The sequence below is a fragment of the Polaribacter haliotis genome, from assembly GCF_014784055.1.
GTDB classification, from domain to species: Bacteria; Bacteroidota; Bacteroidia; order Flavobacteriales; family Flavobacteriaceae; genus Polaribacter; species Polaribacter haliotis.
Genome location: NZ_CP061813.1, coordinates 2748659 through 2770506, shown reverse-complemented (window position 1 = coordinate 2770506; position 21848 = coordinate 2748659). Strand labels below are relative to the sequence as shown.

The 21848-nt window shown below is 28.3% G+C and carries 21 protein-coding genes and 1 tRNA gene; 6 read left to right on the top strand and 16 right to left on the bottom strand.

Annotated features, from left to right (window positions below; translation table 11 throughout):
- Positions 1-42 precede the first annotated feature (42 nt).
- The 4 genes from H9I45_RS11980 (at position 43) to H9I45_RS11965 (ending at position 3554) form a co-directional block, all read left to right on the top strand.
- Positions 43-909 (top strand): M23 family metallopeptidase, encoded by an 867-nt coding sequence (locus H9I45_RS11980; protein ID WP_088352760.1) that lies wholly within the window; start codon positions 43-45, stop codon positions 907-909.
- A complete protein-coding gene (locus H9I45_RS11975; protein WP_088352759.1) occupies positions 909-2408 on the top strand; it encodes a GH3 auxin-responsive promoter family protein in 1500 nt (499 codons plus the stop codon). The genes H9I45_RS11980 and H9I45_RS11975 overlap by 1 nt, the downstream gene beginning before the upstream one ends.
- A 104-nt stretch (positions 2409-2512) precedes the next feature.
- On the top strand, positions 2513-2962 hold the full coding sequence (locus H9I45_RS11970) for a 6-pyruvoyl trahydropterin synthase family protein (RefSeq protein WP_088352758.1): 450 nt from the start codon (positions 2513-2515) through the stop codon (positions 2960-2962).
- Positions 2963-3020: 58 nt separating this feature from the next.
- Entirely contained in the window at positions 3021-3554 is a 534-nt protein-coding gene (locus tag H9I45_RS11965; RefSeq protein WP_088352757.1) for a hypothetical protein, read from the top strand.
- Between the two features lie 61 nt (positions 3555-3615).
- Here the strand turns inward: H9I45_RS11965 and pth are convergent, their stop codons facing one another.
- From pth to H9I45_RS11950, 3 genes are all read right to left on the bottom strand, one after another.
- Positions 3616-4245, bottom strand: a complete 630-nt coding sequence (gene pth / locus H9I45_RS11960) for an aminoacyl-tRNA hydrolase (protein WP_088352756.1) — start codon at positions 4243-4245, stop codon at positions 3616-3618.
- 122 nt (positions 4246-4367) lie between these two features.
- Positions 4368-4982, bottom strand: coding sequence for a 50S ribosomal protein L25/general stress protein Ctc (locus tag H9I45_RS11955; RefSeq protein ID WP_088352755.1), 615 nt, complete (start codon positions 4980-4982; stop codon positions 4368-4370).
- 20 nt (positions 4983-5002) lie between these two features.
- On the bottom strand, positions 5003-5944 hold the full coding sequence (locus H9I45_RS11950) for a ribose-phosphate pyrophosphokinase (RefSeq protein WP_088352754.1): 942 nt from the start codon (positions 5942-5944) through the stop codon (positions 5003-5005).
- A gap of 153 nt (positions 5945-6097) precedes the next feature.
- Here H9I45_RS11950 and H9I45_RS11945 point away from each other — a divergent pair.
- A tRNA-Leu gene (locus tag H9I45_RS11945) sits at positions 6098-6179 on the top strand.
- 123 nt (positions 6180-6302) lie between these two features.
- Here H9I45_RS11945 and H9I45_RS11940 read toward each other — a convergent pair.
- From H9I45_RS11940 to H9I45_RS11930, 3 genes are all read right to left on the bottom strand, one after another.
- Positions 6303-6623, bottom strand: a complete 321-nt coding sequence (locus H9I45_RS11940) for a hypothetical protein (protein ID WP_088352753.1) — start codon at positions 6621-6623, stop codon at positions 6303-6305.
- Complete coding sequence (locus H9I45_RS11935; RefSeq protein ID WP_088352752.1) at positions 6620-6979, bottom strand: hypothetical protein; 360 nt, start codon at positions 6977-6979, stop codon at positions 6620-6622. Before H9I45_RS11935 ends, H9I45_RS11940 begins: the two co-directional genes overlap by 4 nt.
- A 61-nt stretch (positions 6980-7040) precedes the next feature.
- On the bottom strand, positions 7041-10544 hold the full coding sequence (locus tag H9I45_RS11930) for a leucine-rich repeat domain-containing protein (RefSeq protein WP_088352751.1): 3504 nt from the start codon (positions 10542-10544) through the stop codon (positions 7041-7043).
- 81 nt (positions 10545-10625) lie between these two features.
- On the opposite strand from H9I45_RS11930, the gene H9I45_RS11925 reads away from it, so the two are divergent.
- Positions 10626-10856: a helix-turn-helix domain-containing protein gene (locus tag H9I45_RS11925; protein ID WP_088352750.1), complete on the top strand. Its 231-nt coding sequence runs from the start codon at positions 10626-10628 to the stop codon at positions 10854-10856.
- Positions 10857-10970: 114 nt separating this feature from the next.
- On the opposite strand, the gene H9I45_RS11920 is transcribed toward H9I45_RS11925, so the two are convergent.
- The 10 genes from H9I45_RS11920 to H9I45_RS11880 all read right to left on the bottom strand — a co-directional run bounded on the left by H9I45_RS11920 (position 10971) and on the right by H9I45_RS11880 (position 21833).
- Positions 10971-11771, bottom strand: a complete 801-nt coding sequence (locus tag H9I45_RS11920; protein ID WP_088352749.1) for a response regulator transcription factor — start codon at positions 11769-11771, stop codon at positions 10971-10973.
- The gene (locus tag H9I45_RS11915; RefSeq protein WP_088352748.1) at positions 11768-13723 is read right to left on the bottom strand and encodes a sensor histidine kinase; all 1956 of its coding nucleotides are present in this window, start codon (positions 13721-13723) and stop codon (positions 11768-11770) included. Before H9I45_RS11915 ends, H9I45_RS11920 begins: the two co-directional genes overlap by 4 nt.
- A gap of 240 nt (positions 13724-13963) precedes the next feature.
- Positions 13964-14194: a hypothetical protein gene (locus H9I45_RS11910; protein ID WP_088352747.1), complete on the bottom strand. Its 231-nt coding sequence runs from the start codon at positions 14192-14194 to the stop codon at positions 13964-13966.
- Positions 14194-14463 carry a DNA-binding protein gene (locus tag H9I45_RS11905; RefSeq protein ID WP_088352746.1) on the bottom strand — a complete coding sequence of 90 codons (270 nt, stop codon included), beginning with the start codon at positions 14461-14463 and terminating at the stop codon, positions 14194-14196. Before H9I45_RS11905 ends, H9I45_RS11910 begins: the two co-directional genes overlap by 1 nt.
- Positions 14464-14485: 22 nt before the next feature.
- The gene (locus H9I45_RS16340) at positions 14486-14887 is read right to left on the bottom strand and encodes a tyrosine-type recombinase/integrase (protein ID WP_228454901.1); all 402 of its coding nucleotides are present in this window, start codon (positions 14885-14887) and stop codon (positions 14486-14488) included.
- A gap of 532 nt (positions 14888-15419) precedes the next feature.
- The gene (locus tag H9I45_RS16435) at positions 15420-15554 is read right to left on the bottom strand and encodes a hypothetical protein (RefSeq protein ID WP_254917156.1); all 135 of its coding nucleotides are present in this window, start codon (positions 15552-15554) and stop codon (positions 15420-15422) included.
- Positions 15555-15618: 64 nt separating this feature from the next.
- On the bottom strand, positions 15619-16956 hold the full coding sequence (locus tag H9I45_RS11895; protein WP_317043369.1) for a TolC family protein: 1338 nt from the start codon (positions 16954-16956) through the stop codon (positions 15619-15621).
- Positions 16949-20215 carry an efflux RND transporter permease subunit gene (locus H9I45_RS11890; RefSeq protein WP_088352744.1) on the bottom strand — a complete coding sequence of 1089 codons (3267 nt, stop codon included), beginning with the start codon at positions 20213-20215 and terminating at the stop codon, positions 16949-16951. Before H9I45_RS11890 ends, H9I45_RS11895 begins: the two co-directional genes overlap by 8 nt.
- A 4-nt stretch (positions 20216-20219) precedes the next feature.
- Entirely contained in the window at positions 20220-21335 is a 1116-nt protein-coding gene (locus tag H9I45_RS11885; RefSeq protein ID WP_088352743.1) for an efflux RND transporter periplasmic adaptor subunit, read from the bottom strand.
- A 9-nt stretch (positions 21336-21344) separates the two neighbouring features.
- Complete coding sequence (locus H9I45_RS11880; protein WP_228454898.1) at positions 21345-21833, bottom strand: MarR family winged helix-turn-helix transcriptional regulator; 489 nt, start codon at positions 21831-21833, stop codon at positions 21345-21347.
- Between the last annotated feature and the right edge of the window lie 15 nt (positions 21834-21848).

The following is a 21848-nucleotide window of genomic DNA, read 5'->3' as shown; positions in this document are numbered from 1 at the left end:
TGTAAGGGTTTCTGTATATTTGTACTATTCAAAATATAATTTGTGGCTAAAAAGGATAAAAAAAAGGGGAAATTAAAACAAAAACTAACTGACAAATACAGGTTAGTAGTTTTAAATGAAAATACGTTCGAAGAGCGTTTTTCGTTAAAACTATCTCGTTTAAATGTGTTTGTTTTGGGAGGAATTTTCTCCATTTTATTAATTGCCTTAACAACAGTTTTAATTGCGTTTACACCAATTAAAGAATACATTCCAGGTTATTCTTCTTCTAAATTAAAAGCAGATGCTGTAAAATTGACTTTCGAAGCAGATTCTTTAAAAGCTAAATTAGCCACATTAGAAAACTACACAAAAGCCTTAAAACCTGTTTTAACAGGAGAAATAAAACCAGAAAGTATCGATTCTATTATTTCTGAAAATACTCCTATTGTAGTAGATGAGAGTAAATTAAATGCTTCTAAAGAAGATTCTTTATTTAGAGAGAAGATAGATAGAGAAACACGTTTTTCCATCTTAAACAATTCAAATAATAAAAATAATGTTGTTTTTTTCGCTCCATTATCGGGTTCTATTTCTCAAAATTTTGATTCAAACACAAAGCATTTTGCAGTAGATATTGTTGCCAAAACTGGAACTCCTATAAAAGCAGTTGCAGATGGAACTGTTATTTTTTCTGGCTGGAATACAGAAACTGGCTACGTAATTATTTTAAAACATGGTAACGATTATATTTCCGTTTACAAACACAATGGAAATTTACTAAAACAACAAGGTGATTTTGTGAAATCTGGTGAAGTTATTGCCACTGTTGGTTCTACAGGAGAATTAACTACGGGTCCACATTTGCATTTCGAACTTTGGAGTGGTGGTTATGCTGTAAATCCTATTAATTTTATCGATTTTAAATAATGAGTATAAAATCTTTTTTTGCAATTCCGTTTGCCAAATTCGCTACTAAAAAAGTGCAAAAATGGGCTAAAAACCCCTTTGAAACACAAGAAAAAGTCTTTAAAAATTTAATTTCTGAAGCGAGTAAAACTGCTTTTGGAAAAGACCATAATTTTGATAAGATAGTAACTTACGAAGATTTTAAAAAACACGTAAAAGTTACAGATTACGAAGGTTTAAGACCTTATGTAGATAGAATGGTTGCTGGGGAAGAAAATGTTCTCTGGAAAGGAAAACCATTGTATTATGCCAAAACATCTGGTACAACTTCTGGTGCAAAATACATTCCTATTACAAAAGAATCGATGCCAACCCATATAAAGGCGGCTAGAAATGCATTGTTATTTTATATTGTTGAAAAAAATGACGCCAGTTTTGTGGATGGAAAAATGATTTTTCTACAAGGAAGTCCTGTTTTAGAAGATAAAAATGGTGTAAAACTTGGCAGATTAAGTGGAATTGTAGCACATTACGTTCCACAATATTTACTAAAAAACCGTTTACCAAGTTGGGAGACCAATTGCATTGAAGATTGGGATACTAAAGTAAATGCAGTTGTTAAAGAAACCGTAAATGAAGACATGACTGTTATTAGCGGAATTCCTTCTTGGGTGCAAATGTATTTCGAAAAACTGATTGAAAAAACCGGTAAAAAGGTTTCTGAATTATTCCCCAATTTTAATTTCTTTATTTACGGAGGTGTAAATTTTGAACCTTATAAAAATAAGTTCGAAAGTTTAATTGGTAAAAAAATCGATTATATAGAATTATATCCTGCTTCAGAAGGTTTTATTGCATACCAAGATTCGCAAACCGAAAAAGGAATGTTGTTGCAATTAGATTCTGGTATTTTTTACGAATTTATTCCTGCAACCGAGTTTTTTGATGAAAATCCGACCAGAATTTCTATAAAAGATGTAAAAATTGGTGTGAATTACGTCATCATTTTAAATACAACTGCTGGTCTTTGGGGTTATAATATTGGCGATACTGTAGAATTTACTTCAACAAAACCTTATAGAATTAAAGTAACAGGAAGAATAAAACACTTTATTTCCGCCTTTGGCGAACACGTTATTGGAAAAGAGGTAGAAAAAGCGTTAAACGATTCCATAAAAGGAACCAACATAAATATTAGTGAGTTTACTGTGGCACCACAAGTAAATCCTGCAAACGGTTTGCCTTATCACGAATGGTTTATAGAGTTTGAAAATGAACCAGAAAATTTAGAGGAATTTGCCGAAAAAGTAGATGCTTCTATGCAAGAGCAAAATATTTATTATTTCGATTTAATTGAAGGAAAAATATTGCGTAAACTTGTCATTAAAAAAGTTAAAAAAGGTGGTTTTCATGAATATATGAAATCGATTGGTAAATTTGGCGGACAAAACAAAATTCCGCAATTGTCTGACAATAGAAAAATTGCAGATGTTCTTCAGAATTTTTTAGTGGAAGAATAATAACATCAATATATAAACAAAATGGGAGATTATTTATTTTTAGTATTAGCAATAGCTTTGGTTATTGTGTATTTTTACAACAAATATAGAAACAAGCGTCGTTAATGAGTACAATTAGAATTACAAAGCAATTCAATTTTGAAACCGGTCATGCTTTATATGGTTATGATGGAAAATGTAAAAATGTTCACGGGCATTCGTATAAACTTTCTGTAACAGTTTCTGGAAAACCAATTAAGGATAATACGAATGTAAAATTCGGGATGGTTATCGATTTTGGTGACTTAAAAAAAATTGTAAACGAAGAAATTGTAGATGTTTTCGATCACGCAACTGTCTTTAATAAAAACACACCTCATGTAGAATTAGCCAAAGAATTAATGGACAGAGGACATGATGTTTTATTAGTAGATTACCAGCCAACTAGCGAAATGATGGTAATTGATTTTGCTAAAAAAATTAAAAAAAGATTGCCTAAAAACATCAAACTTCATTCTATAAAATTACAAGAAACAGACTCTAGTTTTGCAGAATGGTATGCTTCTGAAAATTGATATTTATAAAAACGTAATTATCATTTAATTTATTAGTTATCTTTGACAAAAAAATATTATGAAAACAATTAAAATTATTTTTGCCCTTTTTATAGCAGTAACTATAACAAGTTGTGGTGATAGTGAAAAAACTGTCGCTTTAGATTTTTCTTTGACCAATGTTTCTGGAACTTATAAAGTTAAAAGTTTTAATCAAGATTTATCGAATACTGTCGTTACTCAAGGCACATCTGTAGATGTTTCAAACTCTACAAAAATTGGAGATAGTTTCGAAGTAGATTTAATTTTAAATGCAGGTGGAACTTTTACTGTAAAAGGACCTTACAGAGTTGTTACCACTGTAACACCTGTTGATGGCTCTGCTACTGTTTCTACAAAAATTTTAAATATTGATAATTCTGGAAGTTTTTCTATAAATAAAACTGGTGCAAGAACAATTACATTCAATTCTTCTAATGGAGATTTTTTAAATGGAGAATATAATGTTAACTTATTCAATGAAAATGCGTTAACTTTATCTCAGGATTCAGAAGAAACTGACGGAAATATTAATATCGATATTAAAACTACTATTCTTTTTGAGAAAAAATAAAAAAAATAAGTTTTTTTAAAAAGCTATCTATTATGGATAGCTTTTTTGTTTTTATAGAAATTTACTTTCCGTTAAAAGTATTCATTGTATTTGCCAAACCAGCTGTACCAAAAGATGTAATTACTTTTGCTGAAGTTGGTAAACGCTCTATTAATTGGCTGGTTTCTTCTTTAGTCCATTCCCCTAAAACAAAATCTACTTGTCTTCCTTTGCTATAATTCCCACCAACTCCAAAGCGAAAACGAGCATATTGTTGGGTATTTAGTTTCTCTTGAATGTCTTTTAGTCCATTATGTCCGCCAGCAGAACCTTTCGCTTTTACACGAATGGTACCAAAATCTATATTTACATCATCTGTAATTATTAGAATATTTTCAATGGAAATTTTTTCTTGTTGCATCCAATATTTTACTGCTTTTCCACTTAAATTCATAAATGTACTTGGCTTTAGTAAAATAAACGTTCTCCCTTTAAAACGGAAATTAGCAACGTCTCCCAACTTCTCGGTCTCGAATGTTGCATTGTGTTCTTCTACAACTTCATCTAAAATTTTAAAACCAATATTATGGCGCGTATTTGTGTACTTATCACCAATGTTTCCTAAACCGACAATTAAAAACTTTTTCATTAATTCTTCTTTAGTTTCAGATTTTATTCCAAAAAGATTTTTAAAAAATGATATCACATTCATTCTTCAAAAATAAGAAGAAATAAATAATGATTGATATAGTTATGACTCCTAATAAAATCTAGGACAAGAAAAAAGCGCTACAAAAATGTAGCGCTTTTAAAAATTTATTTGTTTGAACTAAACTATTCAGCTGCTGCTTCTGGTGTAGCTTCTTCTGTAGTTTCGTCTTCGTCTTCGTCATCAACATTAGTTGCATTACGAGAAGTTCTAACTTGAACAACAACAGTGTTGTCTGGGTGCATAAACGTATAATCATCATTAAATAATGATGTGATTGTTAATTTATTACCAATCTTTAATTTAGAAATATCTGCACTTACATAATCTGGTAAATTTGCAGGTAATGCTTTAATTTTTAATTTACGGTTTGTAAAACGTAAAGAACCTCCATTTAACACACCTGGTGAAGTTCCAGTTAATTTTACAGGAATGTTCATTGTAACTTCTTTATCATCAAATAACTGATAAAAATCTACATGTAAAATTTTGTCAGATACTGGGTGAAATTGAATGTCTTGCAAAATTGCAGATATTTTTTCTCCATCAACATTAATTGTAGCAGTATATACGTTTGGAGTGTATACCAACTTTTTAAATGCTAATTCTTCTGCTGAAAAATGCACTGGCTTATCTCCTCCGTATATAACGCAAGGAACCATACCAGCATTACGTAAGGCTTTGGTAGCTACCTTGCCCACGCTTTCTCTTTTTGATCCTTTAATTGTAATTGATTTCATTACTTTTTTTATTAATTTATTTACATTAAAAATTGTCCACTAATTGAAGTATTGTCTTGCACTTTATGCATAACATCCGCAAATAATGGCGCGCAAGATACAACTTTTATTTTAGAAGTCTCCTTCTTTAATGGAATTGTATCTGAAACTATTAATTCTGTTAGTCCTGAGTTTTCTATTTTTTCGTAAGCGCCTCCAGAAAGAATTGGATGTGTACAAATTGCACGAACGCTTAATGCACCTCTTTCCATCATTAAATTGGCTGCATGCGCTAAGGTTCCTCCAGTATCTATCATATCGTCTACCAAAATAACATTTTTACCTTTTACATCTCCAATTAACTCCATGTGAGAAATTACATTGGCTTTTTTACGCTGCTTGTAGCAAATTACAACATCGGAATGTAAGTGTTTAGAATATGCATACGCTCTTTTTGAACCTCCCATGTCTGGAGATGCTATTGTAAGATTCTCTAATTTTAAACTTTTAATATATGGCATAAAAATAGTAGAAGCGAATAAATGATCTACTGGCTTTTCGAAAAAACCTTGAATTTGATCTGCATGTAAATCCATTGTCATAATTCTGGTAGCTCCTGCAGATTGTAATAAATTGGCTACCAATTTTGCTCCAATTGCAACTCTTGGTTGATCTTTTCTATCTTGTCTTGCCCAACCAAAATAGGGCATAACTGCTGTAATGTGTCTTGCTGATGCTCTTTTAGCTGCATCTAACATTAAAAGCATTTCCATTAAATTGTCTGCATTTGGAAATGTAGATCCAATAATAAAAACACGTCTTCCTCTTACAGATTCTTCGAAAGCTGGCTGAAATTCTCCATCGCTAAACTTTGTTGTTTTAACTTTTCCTAAAGTTGTGTTGTACTCTTTTGCAATTTTTTCTGCTAATGTAACGCTTTGTGAGCATGCAAATAATTTTGGTGCAAGTTGATTTGTAGGCATTTAGTGAAGGTTTTTTGTTGTGTTGTTGTAAGAGAACAAAAGTAGAAATTATTTATTGACTTTGAAATTTATTTATTGACTTTAAAATAAAATATTTTAATACATTTGTACTCGCTTAAAAATGAATGAAGATTTAAGTGAAAAGTCTAAATTGCTCAAGTGGCGGAATTGGTAGACGCGCTGGATTCAAAATCCAGTTCTTTCGGGAGTGTGGGTTCGATTCCCACCTTGAGTACGAAAAAACCTTAACATCTAATTGTTAAGGTTTTTTTTACATTTCGTTAATAATTTTAAAAGCATTTACTTTTTTATTTTTCAAAAATAACTTTTTATTAAATCTACTAAATAAAAAAAGTCTTTAAATCTTTAAGAATACGCTAGAACCACCATCTTCTACAGTCATTTTTGTTCCTTGGATTGTAAACGAAATGTCTCCAGAAGAAGAAAAAGAAAATATACCGCTAGAATCATTAAATGTGTATGTTCCAGACTCAATAGTTCCCTCTCCAACATACTTAAAATCTAGGTTTGATATAAACGTATAGCTTTCTCCTTCATCATCTTCCGTTCCTAACCAAACTGTTGCTACTAATTCCCCGTCAAAAGGATTTTCTGATTCATCAGAACTTGAACAAGAACTAATTAAGATTACTGTAAATAATAATATTATTTTTTTCATTTTTCAGCCTTTTTAAGAAGATAAATATATGTCGCTTTTTTGCCCATAAAAGTTAAATTATAATTGACAAATTCCCAACCGTTATTGTACATGAAATTTAATGCTGCAATCATCGTATTAAACTTTTTCACGTTCCCTTCTGCGTCCTTTATTTTTTGATTTTTGAGAAATTTTACTTCTGCTCCATAATCTACAAAGACTTTCATTTTCACACCAAACAATGAAGTATTAACACCTACTAATTCAATGTACTTTACATCTTTTAAATCATTAATATTTTTATCCTCAACATATACTTGTGAGTAAAAAATTTGACAGCATAAAAATAATGCTAAAGTTAAAAGTGGTTTTTTCATTTTTAATTAAGTTTTATTGCTCCTGGCTTGATAGAGCGTTAGTTTAAAGCCAATTATTTTATTACTCTTTTATAATCTTTGTTACCGCTTTTTTATCGTTATTAGAGAAAATATGAGCAAAATATACACCCTTAGCAAGGTCTCTAATATCTATTTTTTTTGTGTTTTTATGAGTAGATAATTTTTTACCTAAAAGATTATAGATAATAACCTTTGAAATGTTTTCTTCTGTTTGGATGGTTAATAAATCTTTAGTTGGATTTGGATAGAGAGTAACATTTTTTAGGCTATCATCATTTACTGAAGCTGTAGCATCATTGATGATTGAATAAGTTCCTGTTTGTAGAATTAAATCTGTTACAATAGTATTAGTGATATTACATTGATAATCTCCAAAATGAGAACTTTGAAGATTGTTTATATTTAGCAGTGCGTTGGTTTCTCCATTTAAAATTACACCATCTTTGTACCATTGATAATTATTTGATGTACCTGTAGTTGTGGCATCTATGTTAAGAGAAGAACCAATTGAGAGGTGTTTAGTTTCATCTTCAGAGATTTTAGACTGTGGGGAGTACCTATTTAATTGACGATTAAAAAAACCAAAATTCGATATAAAGTTTTCTTCTAAATCCCCAAATAACAAAAGGTTATTATCTACTACTAATGGTCCTGAATAACGTGAGCCTATGACATTTGAAAAACTATCAGAAGAATATAAATTGACTTTAGGTATAAAGCCTGAGAGTTTATTGTTACTCAAAATAATCTCCCTTCCTCCTTCTAATCTATAATCTTCAAATAATGTTGGTATAGTACCAGTTAAATTATTATTATTTAAATATATTTTTTTAAGATTAGGGTTGTAAGCCAATTCTTCAGGTATATTACCTAATAAGTTATTGTTACTTAGTGATAATATTTCTAAGGTTGCTAGCTTATTTAAATCACTTGGTATTTCCCCTGTTAGATTATTATTATTTAAATATATTTCCTCTATACTATTAAAATTAACATAACTAGAAGGTATTTCTCCTGAAAATTCATTATAACTTAAAGCTAATTTTTTAATTACTGGAAGAGTTACAATTTCTTCAGGTAAGTTGCCACTTAATTTATTATCATGGAGTTGTAAAACTTGCAGATTTGAGAATTTTGAAAAATTAAAAGGCAAGTTTCCTGTAAAATTATTACTACTTGCTACAAACTCTGAAAGTAATGAAAGGTTTTCTAATTCTTTTGGTATATTACCTTTTAAATTATTATTAGATAAATATAATTTATTGAGCCCTGTTATTTTACTTATTTCTTTTGGAATACTACCAATTAATTGATTTTTAGATAAAAACAATTCGCTTAAGTACTTTAAATTTTCAATTTCTAATGGTATTTCTCCTGTTAGTTTATTATCAAATAAATATAAATTTTCTAAAGACACCATATTACCAATTTCTTTAGGAATGGAACCTGAAACATTAGTTTCTGAAATGTATAAACTTTTTAAGAATCTTAAATTTCCTAATTCCTTTGGGATAGTCCCAGAAAGCTCACTGTTTCCTAACCACAACTCTTCAAGGTTACTTAACTTTCCTAATTCTATAGGAATTGTACCCGTTAGTTTATTGTGATCTAACCATAGTTCTTTTAACCTTGTTAAGTTCTCAAGTTTTTTTGGGATTTCTCCAGTTAATTCATTATACTCTAAATCGATAATTTTAAGCGAAGTCAATTCACTTAGTTCTTTTGGAATTTCACCACTTAACTTATTTTGATAAAGAACTAATTCTTTTAAGTTTTGTAAATTTTTAATTTCTTTTGGAATACTACCTTTTAGCCTATTGTTATAAAGGTTTAAAACTTCTAGTTTTTCTAAATCTCCAACATTGACGGGTATATTTTGATACATTAATTCTTCAACACCACCAAATGGAAGTTTTTTGTTTTTTCTATTTTCTGGTAGCTCAATTTTAACAACTCTCTGATCAGTATTTACTGTAATACCATACCAAGTGTATAGAGGCTTAGAAGTTAGCCAATTGGTGTTTCTTTCCCATTTGTCACCTTCCAAACTATTGTAAAAAGAAACTAAAGTACTATAATCATCAGATTCATTAGGGTTTTTACCATCTCCTATGCTAACCTCTTCTGTTATAAACGTTATATTACTAGCCTCAGTAGGCAAGTTAAAGTCATAATTAACAACACAAAAATATTCTCCATAATCTTCATGTGTTATGTTCTCTAAATTTAATTCTTTAAATGTAGAGCCATTTAATTTAAAAAAATTTTTATACCATTGATATGTAGCTTCTCCGCATTTTAAATTTGATAACGATAACACTCTTGAGTCACCTTGCGAAACAATTAAATCGTCATTTACATTAATTATAGGGGTTTCTATTACTTTTTCTTGAGGATAAAATGAAAAACTTTTTGGATTAATTATATTTTCATATTGAGTGTAATAACTTTCTAAATCACATATATCAAATAAATTATATTTAATATTATAAATATCAAAATGATTTAGATTTGGAATAATACCAGATAAATTATTATTATTAAGATATAAATCAAAATACTTTTGAAAGTCAGAAAAATATATTGGAATATTTCCAGTAAGTTTATTAAAAGATAAATCCAAATACATTAAATTATTCAGCTCTTTTAAAGAGTTAGGGATCTGTCCAGATAAATTATTACTGCTTAAATCTAAAAATACCAACTCTGATAATTTAGGAATTGTAGAAATAAATTCATTTTCTAAATTATTACCACTTAAATTTATTTGTTTAAGCTTTTTGAGATTTACAAATGTATTTGGTAATCTGCTACTTGATAAATTATTGTCATCTAATATTAAAGCAGCAACATATTCTTTATTATCAATAACAGCAGTTTGTACACCTTTCCAAGTTTTTAAAGGCTTAGAAGATAACCAATTGGTTTTATCGCCCCAGGCATCTCCATTTGTATTGTTGTAAAAATCGATAAGAGCAGCTTTTTCTAATTGATATATTGACTCTTCACTTTTAAATGTTAAATTTGTTTTTAATGGCTCACCATAATAATCTTCTAACCTGTTATAAAAAGAAATATAATAATATTTATTTTTTTCTACTTCAAAATTTGTTTCAAGTAAATTATCACATGTAGATATAAGTTTTAAGTCATTTTCATTATTTATAGATAAAGATTGAGATTCATATATAAGTATTCTTGTTGGATATTGTAATTTATAAATTCCATTTACATATTCGCCCCAAATGTTTGGATTTGTAAGATAGTTTGCATTATAAAAATCAACTGTCATTTTTGTAGTAATTAATGCATTTTCAACTGCTTTAAATTTATAAAACACATTTTTATTTAAACTTATGTCACAACTATTTTTTATTACCTCATCTTCTCCCAAATAAATAGATACATCCTCATCTGAAAACGGAAAAGAGGTTATTTCTATTGCATTTTCGACAAGGTCATTAGATGGTGCTTGTGCATTTGTCTTATTAACATATACAAATATGATATAAAACAGGATAAGGGTTAGATGTGTATTTTTCATTTGCCAAATTATTTAAGTATTAGTGTTTTTTTCAAATATAAAAGTATTTTGAATTTATACTCAACACAAAGAGTAGCATAAATGGAAGAAGCTGAATTAAAAGAGTTTATTAAAAAAATAGGTAATCTTATTAAAAAATTACGGTTAGAAAGAAATATGACACAACTTGATTTAGCAGTTGCATCTAATATTGATGAACGACAAATACAAAGGTTGGAGGCAAGCCATACATCACCTACAATTAAGACTCTATATAAAATATCTAAAGCTTTAGATATTGAATTGTATTTACTTCTAAAATTTACTGATTGATCAACAAAAATACTCACTAGTATATACCTTTTATAAGGTAATAATATTGAATAGTAATTTAAGAAGGAAATAAAAATGGTAAACAACTAAATGTTAATGAAAATTGAATAGTTATTAGTGATACATTAATTTCAATCTTTTTTCAAACTCGTTCTTATAAGTATTTTTTACAATTATCTCCCTACCCATAACTGAAATTCTTGAACCATTAATTCTTCCTTCTAAAATTTCTGGAGATAGATTAACAATATAACTTTCATTAATTCTAATGAAGTGAAGTGGTAAGTGTTTTACCATCTCTTTAAGTGAAGATTTCAAGAAATAATATTCATTATTTACCGTTTGAAACCAGAGATAATTTGCTCTCAAATTTTCTTCCGCCTCATCTTGATTAATGAATGGTTTTACAGTAAAAAAAGCAATATCTTTATATGCTATTGGCACACGAGTTACTCCACTTTTTCCATATTCTTTTACATCATCTAAATATCCAACTAAACCAATAACAGCATCTTTTTGAATGCTCAATTCATTTTCTTGTTTTTTATGTAATACAGTGTGAATAGCACGAGTTACATCTTCTATGTTTAACCTTGGTTTTGTTTTAACTATATAACTTTCGTGATTGGTATTTAGACCCTTCTGAAAGGTCATATCGTCATCAAATTCAGTAACATAAATAAAAGGAATTTTATATTCTTTTTGAAGTATTTTGCCCAAATCAAGACCGTCTTTTTTTCCTTGTAAATCTATATCAAGTAATACAACATCTGGAGTATTATTTTTTATACGTAGTATGGCTTCGTCATAACTCTTAGTATATTCATCTACGGTAAAACGTTGTTTTACTAAAGCTCTGCGTAACCGTTCATATAATGCAGGCTGATCTTCTACTATTAAAATATGTGCTTTCATACCTTAGGAATTTGTATTGTTAGTTGAAGTCCATTATTACTCTCTAAACTATACACACCATTTATCTGTTTAGTTAAAAGCTTCATAATACGAAGCCCAAAAGTTTCTATTTGTTCAATATCGAAATCTTTAGGCAAACCTTTTCCATTATCAGAAAGAGTTAATAGATACTCTTGCCCTTTATCTTTCATTTCAATAATTATATTCCCTTCTTTTTCAAAAGCGTGTTTATAGGAATTTGTTAAAAATTCATTTATAATTAAGCCAACTGGAAATGATGTGTCTGCATTTAGATTTATATTTTCAATATTATTTTGAAGAGTAATTTTCTTGTTGGTAAATGATTGAGATACATTTTTAGAAAGTACATCTATATAGTTTTTAATATCTAGATTCGTTACATCACTATTTTGATACAACTGTTTATGAATTTCATTAATACTTACAATTCTATTTTGTATTTCTGTTAATTTTACATCAAATTTATTATTATCAAACTCTTCTTTAGCTACTTCAATAAAAGTATCTATGATGGCAAGATTATTTTTTACACGGTGGTGTAATTCTTTTTGTAAATTCTCAATAACATTTTTTTGATTTAAAATAGTTGCTTTGGCTCTAGCTTCGGATTTATAACGTTTCCAAATAACAAAAGATACAATACCTGCAGCTATTAACCCTAGTAATAATAACCAGTTTCTTGTATTTGCTTTTTGAGTGAGGAGTTCTTGTTCAATATTATCTGCTTTCAGTTGTAGGTTTTCTTTTTCTTTTATTGTGGATTCAAATTTTTGTTGATTATAAATAACTTTATTTCTAATCTCATTATTTAATATAGAGTCTTTTAGCCTCCAGTATTCTTCTTTGCTTTTAAAAGCTAATTTATAGTCTTTAATTCTTAAATAATATTCCGCTAAAATTTTATTGTATTCTGGTCTAAATTCTATATTAATCTCATTTGAATTATATTCTTTACTTAAAATTGAGAAATCTTGAAATTGCTGTTTTTTTAAAAGTAGAGACAATTCATTAATCCAAATAACTCCTCTGTAAGGCTTTAAATATTTGTAGTCAAATTTTTTAGTTAAATCAATTACCTCCTGTGCTTTATCTAGTTTATTAGATTTTATCAAAATATTAATATAATTTGAGTACAATTCAATTATTGCTCCACTAATAGGAATATTTTCTTCCTCTAAAATTTTTAATGCTTTAAGAACCCAATTATTAGCACCTTCAAAATTTTTATCTAATATAAGAACAGAACTTATTGCCGAATAGGTACTTATAAGGGAAATTAAATCGTTTTCCTCTTCGAATATTTTAACTGCTTTTTTAAATAATTTAACACTTTCAATAAAATTTTTTTGAACGGCATTTAGCATACCTAACATATAATATGCCCTTGCTTCTGTTAAGGGGTCTTTATATTTTTCAGCTATAATTAATAGTTGATTTAAGGATTTTTCTCCCTCAAAAAAATTAAACTTTTTTATATAACTATATACTTGACCAAAATGTAATATTGATAGACCTCTTTTATTTTTTAATTTTTTATAAATAGGTAGCGCAATTTTATGATAATATAACATACTATCTATCATTCCTTCTCCTCCATAATTTCGACCAATATTAGTCAAAAGATCCGCATATAATTTTTCTTTTTTATTATTTAAATAGTTTACTCCCTTTTTGTAACTATTGGTTGATGAATCTATTTGAATATTTTGGTGTTGAATGTTACCTTTGAACTTATAACCAAGTGCTACTAATAAACTGTCTTTATTTAATTTTCCTGTTTCAATTAGTTTTTTAGAATATTTGTTAGCTTTTTTTACTTGGTTATTTTTTAATAAATTTTCAACGGTATCAATATGGTTTTGAAAGTCATAATTATATTGTCCAAATAAATAATTTGAGGTTATAAGCAAGAAGAAAACTATTTTTTTCATAGACTACTAATTTAAATGTTAAAACACTAAAATTCAAATCTTTCATTATAAAAACACAAAAACTATATTATCATCATTATTTGTGTTTTTTTCATTGAAAACTATAGTATTTCCATTTAAAATGATTCAAAAAAAAATGACATAATTATACTTTGTACTTAAGAGTTTTCTGCTTTTTTTTTAAAATCAATCGATTCATAAAGAATATAAGAATTAAAATAATCGGATTTAGTAATTTAATTATCTTTCTAAACCTTTTTCTTGTCCTTTATTTTTTAAATATTTTATCTTATTTAAATCTTGAGTTCTTGATTTTATTTTTTTCTGATAATAAGTAAGTCCACCATCTTTTAACCCTTGAATATAATCACTGGATGAAGATATGTTTAGAAGATTTTCTATTAATTGTGGCTTGTATTGTTTTAGAAGATAAACATCATTAAAACCTTTAATGTATTTCTCGTTTTCCATTAAAATGATTTTTTAGTATGATTATTAAGGTATTTCATAATGGAATCATAATCATATAAAATGATTTTCTTTTGTGGTTGTGTAAACGTAATACTTCCTTCATCACGAAGTTTTTGAAGTGTTGTTTTACTTTTTATATTCAAAATTTCCATTGCACGATCTGGTGGAACCCATTTGTCTTGTATAATATTTTCCTTTTCTTTTAATCGATCAACAACTTCTTCAATCAATAAATAAAAAGCTTCGTCTTGTAAACAAATAACTTCCATAGGCTAAAGATAAAATAAATTTTTAAAAATCTATTACTTTATCTAAAGCATCATCTCTGTCTTTATGCATAAAGTTAGATTGATAATTTATTGTTGTTGTAATCGAAAAATGCCTATATAACTTCTGTAACATTTGAATAGGTATTTTATCTCCAGAGATATTTCCAAAAGTATGCCTTGCAATTTGCATAGTTAGCTTTTTATTAATTTCTGCTTTTTCTGCTATCGTTTCCAAATATTTATTAAACTTTTTATTAGCTGTTTTTGTTTTTGCTAATATATCTTTATCACTTTTTACATTGGCTTTTTTAAGCTCCGGAAATATAAAGTCATGCTGTTTTAACTTCTCTTTTCTATATTCTTCTATTATTGGCAAAACCTTATTTGGTAGTTTTAATAATAAAAGTTTATCATCCTTATTCATTCGATAGTGAAGCCTATCGTCATAAATATCATCTCATTTAATTTATAGTAAATTTGCCTCTCGCTTTCCTGCCAAATAAAAATTGAAGAACCGTAAATTATTTGCGTGCAATTCTTGATCAGTAAGATTATCGAAAGCTTAAATATTTTAGCATATAAACTAACCTTTTCTATTTTTGAAAATTTAATTCTAATTTTACTTTAGTTAAAGGGTAAAATTTACTATCAACTATTCCCTGTCTGATAACTTTATTAAATAAGGTACGAATTACAATTGCATAAATTAATTATACTCGAAGATAAAAAAACCCGAGTTAAAAACTCGGGTTAGTCGTCAAAATACTACTACTTACTATAATAGTGTGGGCTTAAAGAGTAAACCACTTTAACTACAAAGATGTAATTACATTACAAAATTAGTAGCTTTATGTTTTTTAAAACATGATAATTATCATGTTTCTATACCTTAACTAACTCTTAACCAAAAATTAACAATTAAGATATATTAGATTATTAGTTTTTATTTGAAAAAATTACTTCGCTTTCTTATCGCTATTCATCAATAAAAAAACAGCTACAACCAAACCAATTACAACTAAAGCAAAAATGCCAATCATAATTGTTCCATTTACCCAAGAAACTAAAGGTATGTTTAGATAATTCATCATCTTATAATTTAAGAAATCAAAATTATAAAGAAAATAAAGATTAAATTATGATAAAAATCAGTTTCTAAAAATTTACATTTAAGATATCTCCACTTAATTGTAGCAATTGTAATTCAATTAATTTAGCATCGAACTTTGCATTATTAAATGCTGTTTTAGAGTTGATTAAATTAATTTGTGCTTGTCTAAACTCTATGGAAGTTACTTGACCTAACTTATAACGTTCTTGAGTTCTATCGAAATTATTTTGTGTTGTTTGCACGTTTTTTTCTTGTGCTTTTAAAATAAATAATTGGTTGTTATAATTCTCCCAAGTATTTTTTAGGTTATTAGAAATGGTTACTTTTTGTTGTTCTAATAAGATTTGCTGATTATCTAGAGCAATTTTAGCATTGGCAACTCTTGTTTTTGTGGTTCCACCATCAAAAATATTCCATGTTAAATTTAAACCTGCATTTAAACCATCTGAAGTAATTAAACGTGCTCCAAAAGGATTTACGAGATTTTCGTTTTCAGTTCTATTAAAACCGTAAGAAGTATTAAAATTTAGAGAAGGCAAATAACTTGCTTTGTTAATTTTAATATTGAATTCGCTAATTGCTATATTTTTTTCGTTCTGTTTCAACAAACTATTATTTGCCAAAGTTTTTTGCTGTAATTCTTCAAAATTCATTAATTTATTGAATTCGACTTCAGTTTCAACTTCATAATCCACCACTTTTTCAATACCTAAAATGATGTTTAAACCACGTTTTGCATTGCTTAATTGTTGTCTGGAGTTTATTAAAGTAATACTATCATTATTTATATCCACTTCTGCGTTTAACATTTCTAATCTGGTAGATTGTCCATATTCATATTGATATTTCGCACGTTCTAACCTGCTTTTAGAAATCGTTAATGCTTCTTCTAAATTATTGGTGTTTTCCAATAATCTTGCAATTTGAAAATATACTGTAAACAATTGTAAATACGTATTTTCAATCGTTTCTTTTGCTTGTAATTCTGTTAAATTATAGGTTTCTTTTAATTGCTGATAATTGTATTTTCTGCCTAAACCATCGAAAATCATGTAGTTTAATCCTAATGAAGCATTATACGTTTTTGTAACAACTCCATTACCAACTCTTTCATTATCTCCACCAGTATTTGGGTCCGTAAACACAATTGTTTGATTGTTTCTTCGATAATCTGCTCCTGAATTTAAAGTCGCAGTTGGTAAATAACGCGTGTTGTATATACTCGTATTATTTTTAGCAACTTCAATATTATTGTTCGCAATTTTAATTCCGAAGTTATTTTCTAACGTAATTGCTAACGCTTCTTTCTTTGTTAAAATTTCTTGTGAAAAACTATTTAAAGTTGCTAAACAAACAAGAAATAGTATTGCTTTTTTATTCATTTTCATCTTTTTTATAGTTAGACTCTAAACTTTCGTAATTTTCTTTATTAGATTCGATTTCTGTAGAACTTCCATCATCGTAATTTGCTTCTATAATAGCTCTTTCTACTTCTTCTTTTGTAATATCTTTATCTGTTTTAAGCCATTTAATTTTTACTTTTAAAGTGTTGGAAGCAGCTAACATCATTGGTAACATTACCAAGGTTAAAATTGTGGCAATTGCAATTCCATAAGCAATTGAAATTGCCATTGGAATTAAGAATTGTGCTTGTCTACTTTTTTCGAAAATTAAAGGTGCTAAACCTGCAATTGTAGTTAAAGAGGTTAAGAAAATAGCTCTAAAACGAGATTGACCCGCTTTTATTAAAGCATCATCGAATTTTAAACCATCTTTTAAATTACTGTTGAATTTCCCTATTAAAACCAAACCATCATTTACCATAATTCCTATGAGGGCAATAATTCCTAAAAAGGATAAAATTCCGATGGAGAAATTATGAATGTAATGGCCCCAAATAACACCAATCATACTAAAAGGAATCATTATTATTAATAAAATTGGCTGACTGTAAGAACGAAATGTAAATGCGATTACGATATAAATCAACATTAAAATAATTGGCGCAACTAAATTTACAGAATCTGTCGTTTTTTTAGCTTCTCTATTTTGCCCTTCGTATAAAGGGGAAACTGTTGGATATTTAGACAAGATTTCTGGCATAATATTATTTTTAATATTATCTAAAATCTCGGTTTCACTCGTTTCTAAATCTTTTAAATCTGCAGAAATTTGAATTTCACGCTTTCCTTCTAAATGGTTTATTGCAATATCTCCTCTTTCTATTGTATAGGTTGCAATTTCAGAAAATGGAACCCTTGTGCCTGTTGGCGTAATAATTCGCATATCGTCTAAATCGTTAATAGAAGATCTGTCTTTTTTGTCGTAACGAACCCAAACTTTAATTTCGTCTTGCCCACGCTGAAAACGTTGTGCTTGAAAACCGAAGAAACCATATCTAATTTGCGCCATAATACTTTGCAAATTCAACCCTAATAAATACGCATTGTCTTTTAAAGATATTTTTATTTCTTTAATTCCTGCAGGATCGTTATCGGTAACATCTTTTAATAAAGGATTGTTTTCCAAGGTTTCTTTTAGCTCGTCTTTTACTGCTTTTAATTCTGTAATATTATTTCCTAATAAAGAAACTGCAACAGGACTTCCACCAAAATTACCTCCAGAACCAAAAACCAAACTTTCTACTCCATATACTTTTCCAACTAATTTCTGAATTGCATTTGTAATTTTCGGTGAAGAAAAATCTCGCGTTTCTCCTGGTAAAAGATTAACATCTAAAGTTGCATTTGCACTTCCTGGACCCACTCTTTTAATTACGTTTTCTACAACATCTTCGTCTCCACTTTGCTTTTCTGAATATTCTTTATTTACAATCCATACTTTTTCTTCAATTAAAGAAATTACAGAATCTGTAATTCTTTCATTGGTTCCTTGTGGCATATTTAGTGAAATCTGAATTCGATCACTGGCAACTCTTGGAAAAAATGAACTTTTAATAATACCACCTTGTAACGCAGAAAAACTGATTAATAAGGTTGCTATAAAAAGACAGAAAACGAAAATCTTATTATTTAAAGAGAATTTTAAAAACGGAACGTAATAGTTGTCTCTAAATTTCCCTAAATACTTGTCTGCACCTCTATTTATTTTAGTAAAAAAAGCATCGAATTTATTTGTCTTTTTATCTTCGCCATTTTCTAACTTTTTTCTATCCAAAGCTTTAGAATGCGCAATGTGTGCTGGCAAAATAATTAAGGCTTCTACTAAAGAAACAGATAATGTTAAGAGTACAATTGTAGAAACTTCACCAAAAAAACTTCCTATTCTTCCATCCACAAAAAAGAAGGTAGAAAAAGCAATAATTGTAGTTAAAATTGCAGATACAATTGGCGGAATTACTTCCATGGTTCCATCTATGGCAGCTTGCACTTTTGTTTTGCCTAAATCGTAATAATGATGATAAATATTTTCTCCAATTACAATTCCATCATCTACCAAAATACCAATTACGATAATCATTCCGAATAATGATAAAACATTAATCGTAACATCAAATTGAGCCGCAAAAATGAACATTCCTAAAAAGGCAACTGGCAAACCAAAAGCTACCCAAATTGCCAAACGAACGTTTAAGAATAGTGCTAAAAAGAAAAGTACTAATAGAATTCCTACAACACCATTTTCTACTAATAATTTTGTTCTTCCATTTAAAGTAATACTTCTATCACTTGTAACACTTAACTGAACATTTTGCTGTTGTTGGTTATATTTATGGATGTATTCTTTAATATTATCCGCAGACGAAATTAAATCTTCATTATTGGTATTACTAACTGTAATATCTATAGCTAAATTTCCATTATAATACAACCTGTCAGGATTTTCGGACCATGTATCTCTTAATTCTGCAATGTCTTTTAAGCGAATTATATTTCCGTTAGTTTCTGTTCTAACAATTAAATTTTGAAGTTCAATTCCGTAATAAGAACGATTGCTGGCACGAATTAAATAATCTTCGTCCGTAGTTTTAATATTACCTCCAGTAATTAAAATATTAGAATTTCTAACGGCATTTGCTACTTCTGTAAAAGATAAATTATAAGCTCTTAAATCGTTTTCACGAACTGCAATTTCTATTTCTTCTTCTGGAAAACCAGAAATTTGTACTTGAGATATTCCTTCTATACCACGAATATCATTTTCTACGTTTCTTGCATATTGTTTTAATGCACTTAAAGAAACATTATCTCCACTAATTGTAAAACTAATGGTTGGTCTTATGCTTTCTACTTTTGCAATTACTGCAGGCTCCATTCCTGAAGGAAAAGATGGAACTCTATCTACTGCATTTTTTACATCAGATAAAACAATATCTATATTTTTTCCCTTTTCTACTTCTACGTTAACACTTGCAGAATTTTCTCGAGAAACTGAAGTAACTCTTTCTACACCAACAATTCCTTTTAAATTATCTTCAATTTTAAGTACAACTCCTTCTTCCATTTCTGCTGGAGAAGCTCCAGGATACGCTAAAGAAATTCTAATTAATTGTGAATCTACCAATGGGAAAAAGGAAGATTTCATACTTAAAGCTCCAAAGGCTCCAAAGACGAAAAATGCAAAAACAATTACGTTAACTGCAACATGGTATTTTATAAAATAGGTAATTATCTTTTTCATCTAATTACTTATTTTTATTAATTTTCACAATCATCCCATCAAAAGCTCCTGGTAAAGTTTGTGTTAAAATTTTATCGTTATTATTCAACCCTTTTATCACCACATTTTCTGCTCCAAAATAAACAGGATTTACATTTGCCAACGTTAAAATACTATCGTTTTTAACGGTATAAACTGCTGCATTATCAACCAATAATTTTCTTGAAATTTCTATAGCTTCGCTTTCAGATTTTGCAACTAATTCTGCTTCTAAAAACATACCTTCTTTTAGATCTGGATGTTTTACATCGATAAAAGCTTTAATGGTTTGTGAAACTTGATCTACTCTACCATTTACACGAACCACTTTTCCTGTATATTTTTTTGATTTTTCTAGATTAGAAAGTGCCACAGAATTTCCAACTTTTAATAAATCTGCAAATTCTGCATTTACTGAAACTTCCATTTCATAAATACTTGGGTCTATAAACTCACCTAATTTTTGTCCAACTCTAACCAACGTTCCAGGGCTTACCAAAGCTTCTGTTAAAATTCCCGAAAAAGGAGCTCTAATTTGATGTTTAGAATTTCTAACTTCTAAATTTTTAACATTGTAATATGCTGTTAAAATTCCTCTACCAGAAATAAAATATTTCTCTTTATCTGTTGAAAATTTAGGTAATTTTGGAGTTGTTTTATTAATATTAAAACCTTTTAAATAGTTTTCCCATTTACTAAATTCACCTGGATAATCTAAACGTATATCTGGCATAATAGAAGTTAACAAATTGTATAAACTACTTTTTTGAGATTGCAGACTTGCGTAAAATTCATCGCTATTTATACTTAATAAAGTTTCTCCTCTATAGTATTTTGTTCCTGCTTTAAATGCTTTTCTGGAAGGCTTAAAGATTCCTTGAACTTCAGAAAAAATATCTATTTTATTTTTTGCAGTTAAGTTTCCACTTGCAGTAAGAATAATAGGAATTTCTTTATTTTCTACACTCTTTACAAAAACTGTTTTTATTTGTTTTTTAAACTTCGGTTTTGGTTTTTGGTTTTTTTCTACAATGTAGTTACCTACTAAAACAGCAGCAACAATAGCTAAAACCCCAAGAATAGCTAAAATTATTTTTCTCATGTTTGTTAGTTAAATGTGTTCTGCAGTTGAGCAGAAATTAGTTTGTATTTTTTTAAATATTTTTATTATTTGTTGTTTTTCTTCTACAGTTATATTTTGCTCCATTGTAGATATTATATTTTGAATAACCGGTTTGGTGTTTTCAAAAACCTCTTTTCCGAATTCCGTTAAGTACACATTTTTAATTCGCTTATCTTCTTTACTTTGTTTTCTAAAAATATATTTTTTTCCTTCCATTTTAGTAAGCAAACGCGTTAATGAAGACTTATTTCTTAACGTTAAAAAAGCCAATTCGTTTTGATTTAAACCGTCTTGATCATTTAATTTTTTAAGAACTATCATTTGTTCTTTTGTAAGATCTAGATTGTTTAATTTAAACGATTCCTGAATAAAATAATCTGTTATTTTACCTGTTCTACCCAACCAAGGCCCAATAGAATTTTCAAAATCGATATGTACTTGCTTTTCTTTCACTTTCGCAAAAATAGACAAAGTCATTAATTAGTTGCAGAC

What these genes read in the sequence shown, in the direction of transcription:
- H9I45_RS11885 (WP_088352743.1), bottom strand. Translation starts at nt 21,335, where the DNA reads ATGAGAAAAATAATTTTAGCTATTCTTGGGGTTTTAGCTATTGTTGCT.
- H9I45_RS11930 (WP_088352751.1), bottom strand. Translation starts at nt 10,544, where the DNA reads ATGAAAAATACACATCTAACCCTTATCCTGTTTTATATCATATTTGTA.
- H9I45_RS11940 (WP_088352753.1), bottom strand. Translation starts at nt 6,623, where the DNA reads ATGAAAAAAATAATATTATTATTTACAGTAATCTTAATTAGTTCTTGT.
- H9I45_RS11905 (WP_088352746.1), bottom strand. Translation starts at nt 14,463, where the DNA reads ATGGAAGTTATTTGTTTACAAGACGAAGCTTTTTATTTATTGATTGAA.
- H9I45_RS11925 (WP_088352750.1), top strand. Translation starts at nt 10,626, where the DNA reads ATGGAAGAAGCTGAATTAAAAGAGTTTATTAAAAAAATAGGTAATCTT.
- H9I45_RS11975 (WP_088352759.1), top strand. Translation starts at nt 909, where the DNA reads ATGAGTATAAAATCTTTTTTTGCAATTCCGTTTGCCAAATTCGCTACT.
- H9I45_RS11910 (WP_088352747.1), bottom strand. Translation starts at nt 14,194, where the DNA reads ATGGAAAACGAGAAATACATTAAAGGTTTTAATGATGTTTATCTTCTA.
- H9I45_RS11915 (WP_088352748.1), bottom strand. Translation starts at nt 13,723, where the DNA reads ATGAAAAAAATAGTTTTCTTCTTGCTTATAACCTCAAATTATTTATTT.
- H9I45_RS16340 (WP_228454901.1), bottom strand. Translation starts at nt 14,887, where the DNA reads ATGAATAAGGATGATAAACTTTTATTATTAAAACTACCAAATAAGGTT.
- H9I45_RS11955 (WP_088352755.1), bottom strand. Translation starts at nt 4,982, where the DNA reads ATGAAATCAATTACAATTAAAGGATCAAAAAGAGAAAGCGTGGGCAAG.
- pth (WP_088352756.1), bottom strand. Translation starts at nt 4,245, where the DNA reads ATGAATGTGATATCATTTTTTAAAAATCTTTTTGGAATAAAATCTGAA.
- H9I45_RS11920 (WP_088352749.1), bottom strand. Translation starts at nt 11,771, where the DNA reads ATGAAAGCACATATTTTAATAGTAGAAGATCAGCCTGCATTATATGAA.
- H9I45_RS11895 (WP_317043369.1), bottom strand. Translation starts at nt 16,956, where the DNA reads ATGAATAAAAAAGCAATACTATTTCTTGTTTGTTTAGCAACTTTAAAT.
- H9I45_RS11890 (WP_088352744.1), bottom strand. Translation starts at nt 20,215, where the DNA reads ATGAAAAAGATAATTACCTATTTTATAAAATACCATGTTGCAGTTAAC.
- H9I45_RS11965 (WP_088352757.1), top strand. Translation starts at nt 3,021, where the DNA reads ATGAAAACAATTAAAATTATTTTTGCCCTTTTTATAGCAGTAACTATA.
- H9I45_RS11950 (WP_088352754.1), bottom strand. Translation starts at nt 5,944, where the DNA reads ATGCCTACAAATCAACTTGCACCAAAATTATTTGCATGCTCACAAAGC.
- H9I45_RS11880 (WP_228454898.1), bottom strand. Translation starts at nt 21,833, where the DNA reads ATGACTTTGTCTATTTTTGCGAAAGTGAAAGAAAAGCAAGTACATATC.
- H9I45_RS11935 (WP_088352752.1), bottom strand. Translation starts at nt 6,979, where the DNA reads ATGAAAAAACCACTTTTAACTTTAGCATTATTTTTATGCTGTCAAATT.
- H9I45_RS16435 (WP_254917156.1), bottom strand. Translation starts at nt 15,554, where the DNA reads ATGATGAATTATCTAAACATACCTTTAGTTTCTTGGGTAAATGGAACA.
- H9I45_RS11970 (WP_088352758.1), top strand. Translation starts at nt 2,513, where the DNA reads ATGAGTACAATTAGAATTACAAAGCAATTCAATTTTGAAACCGGTCAT.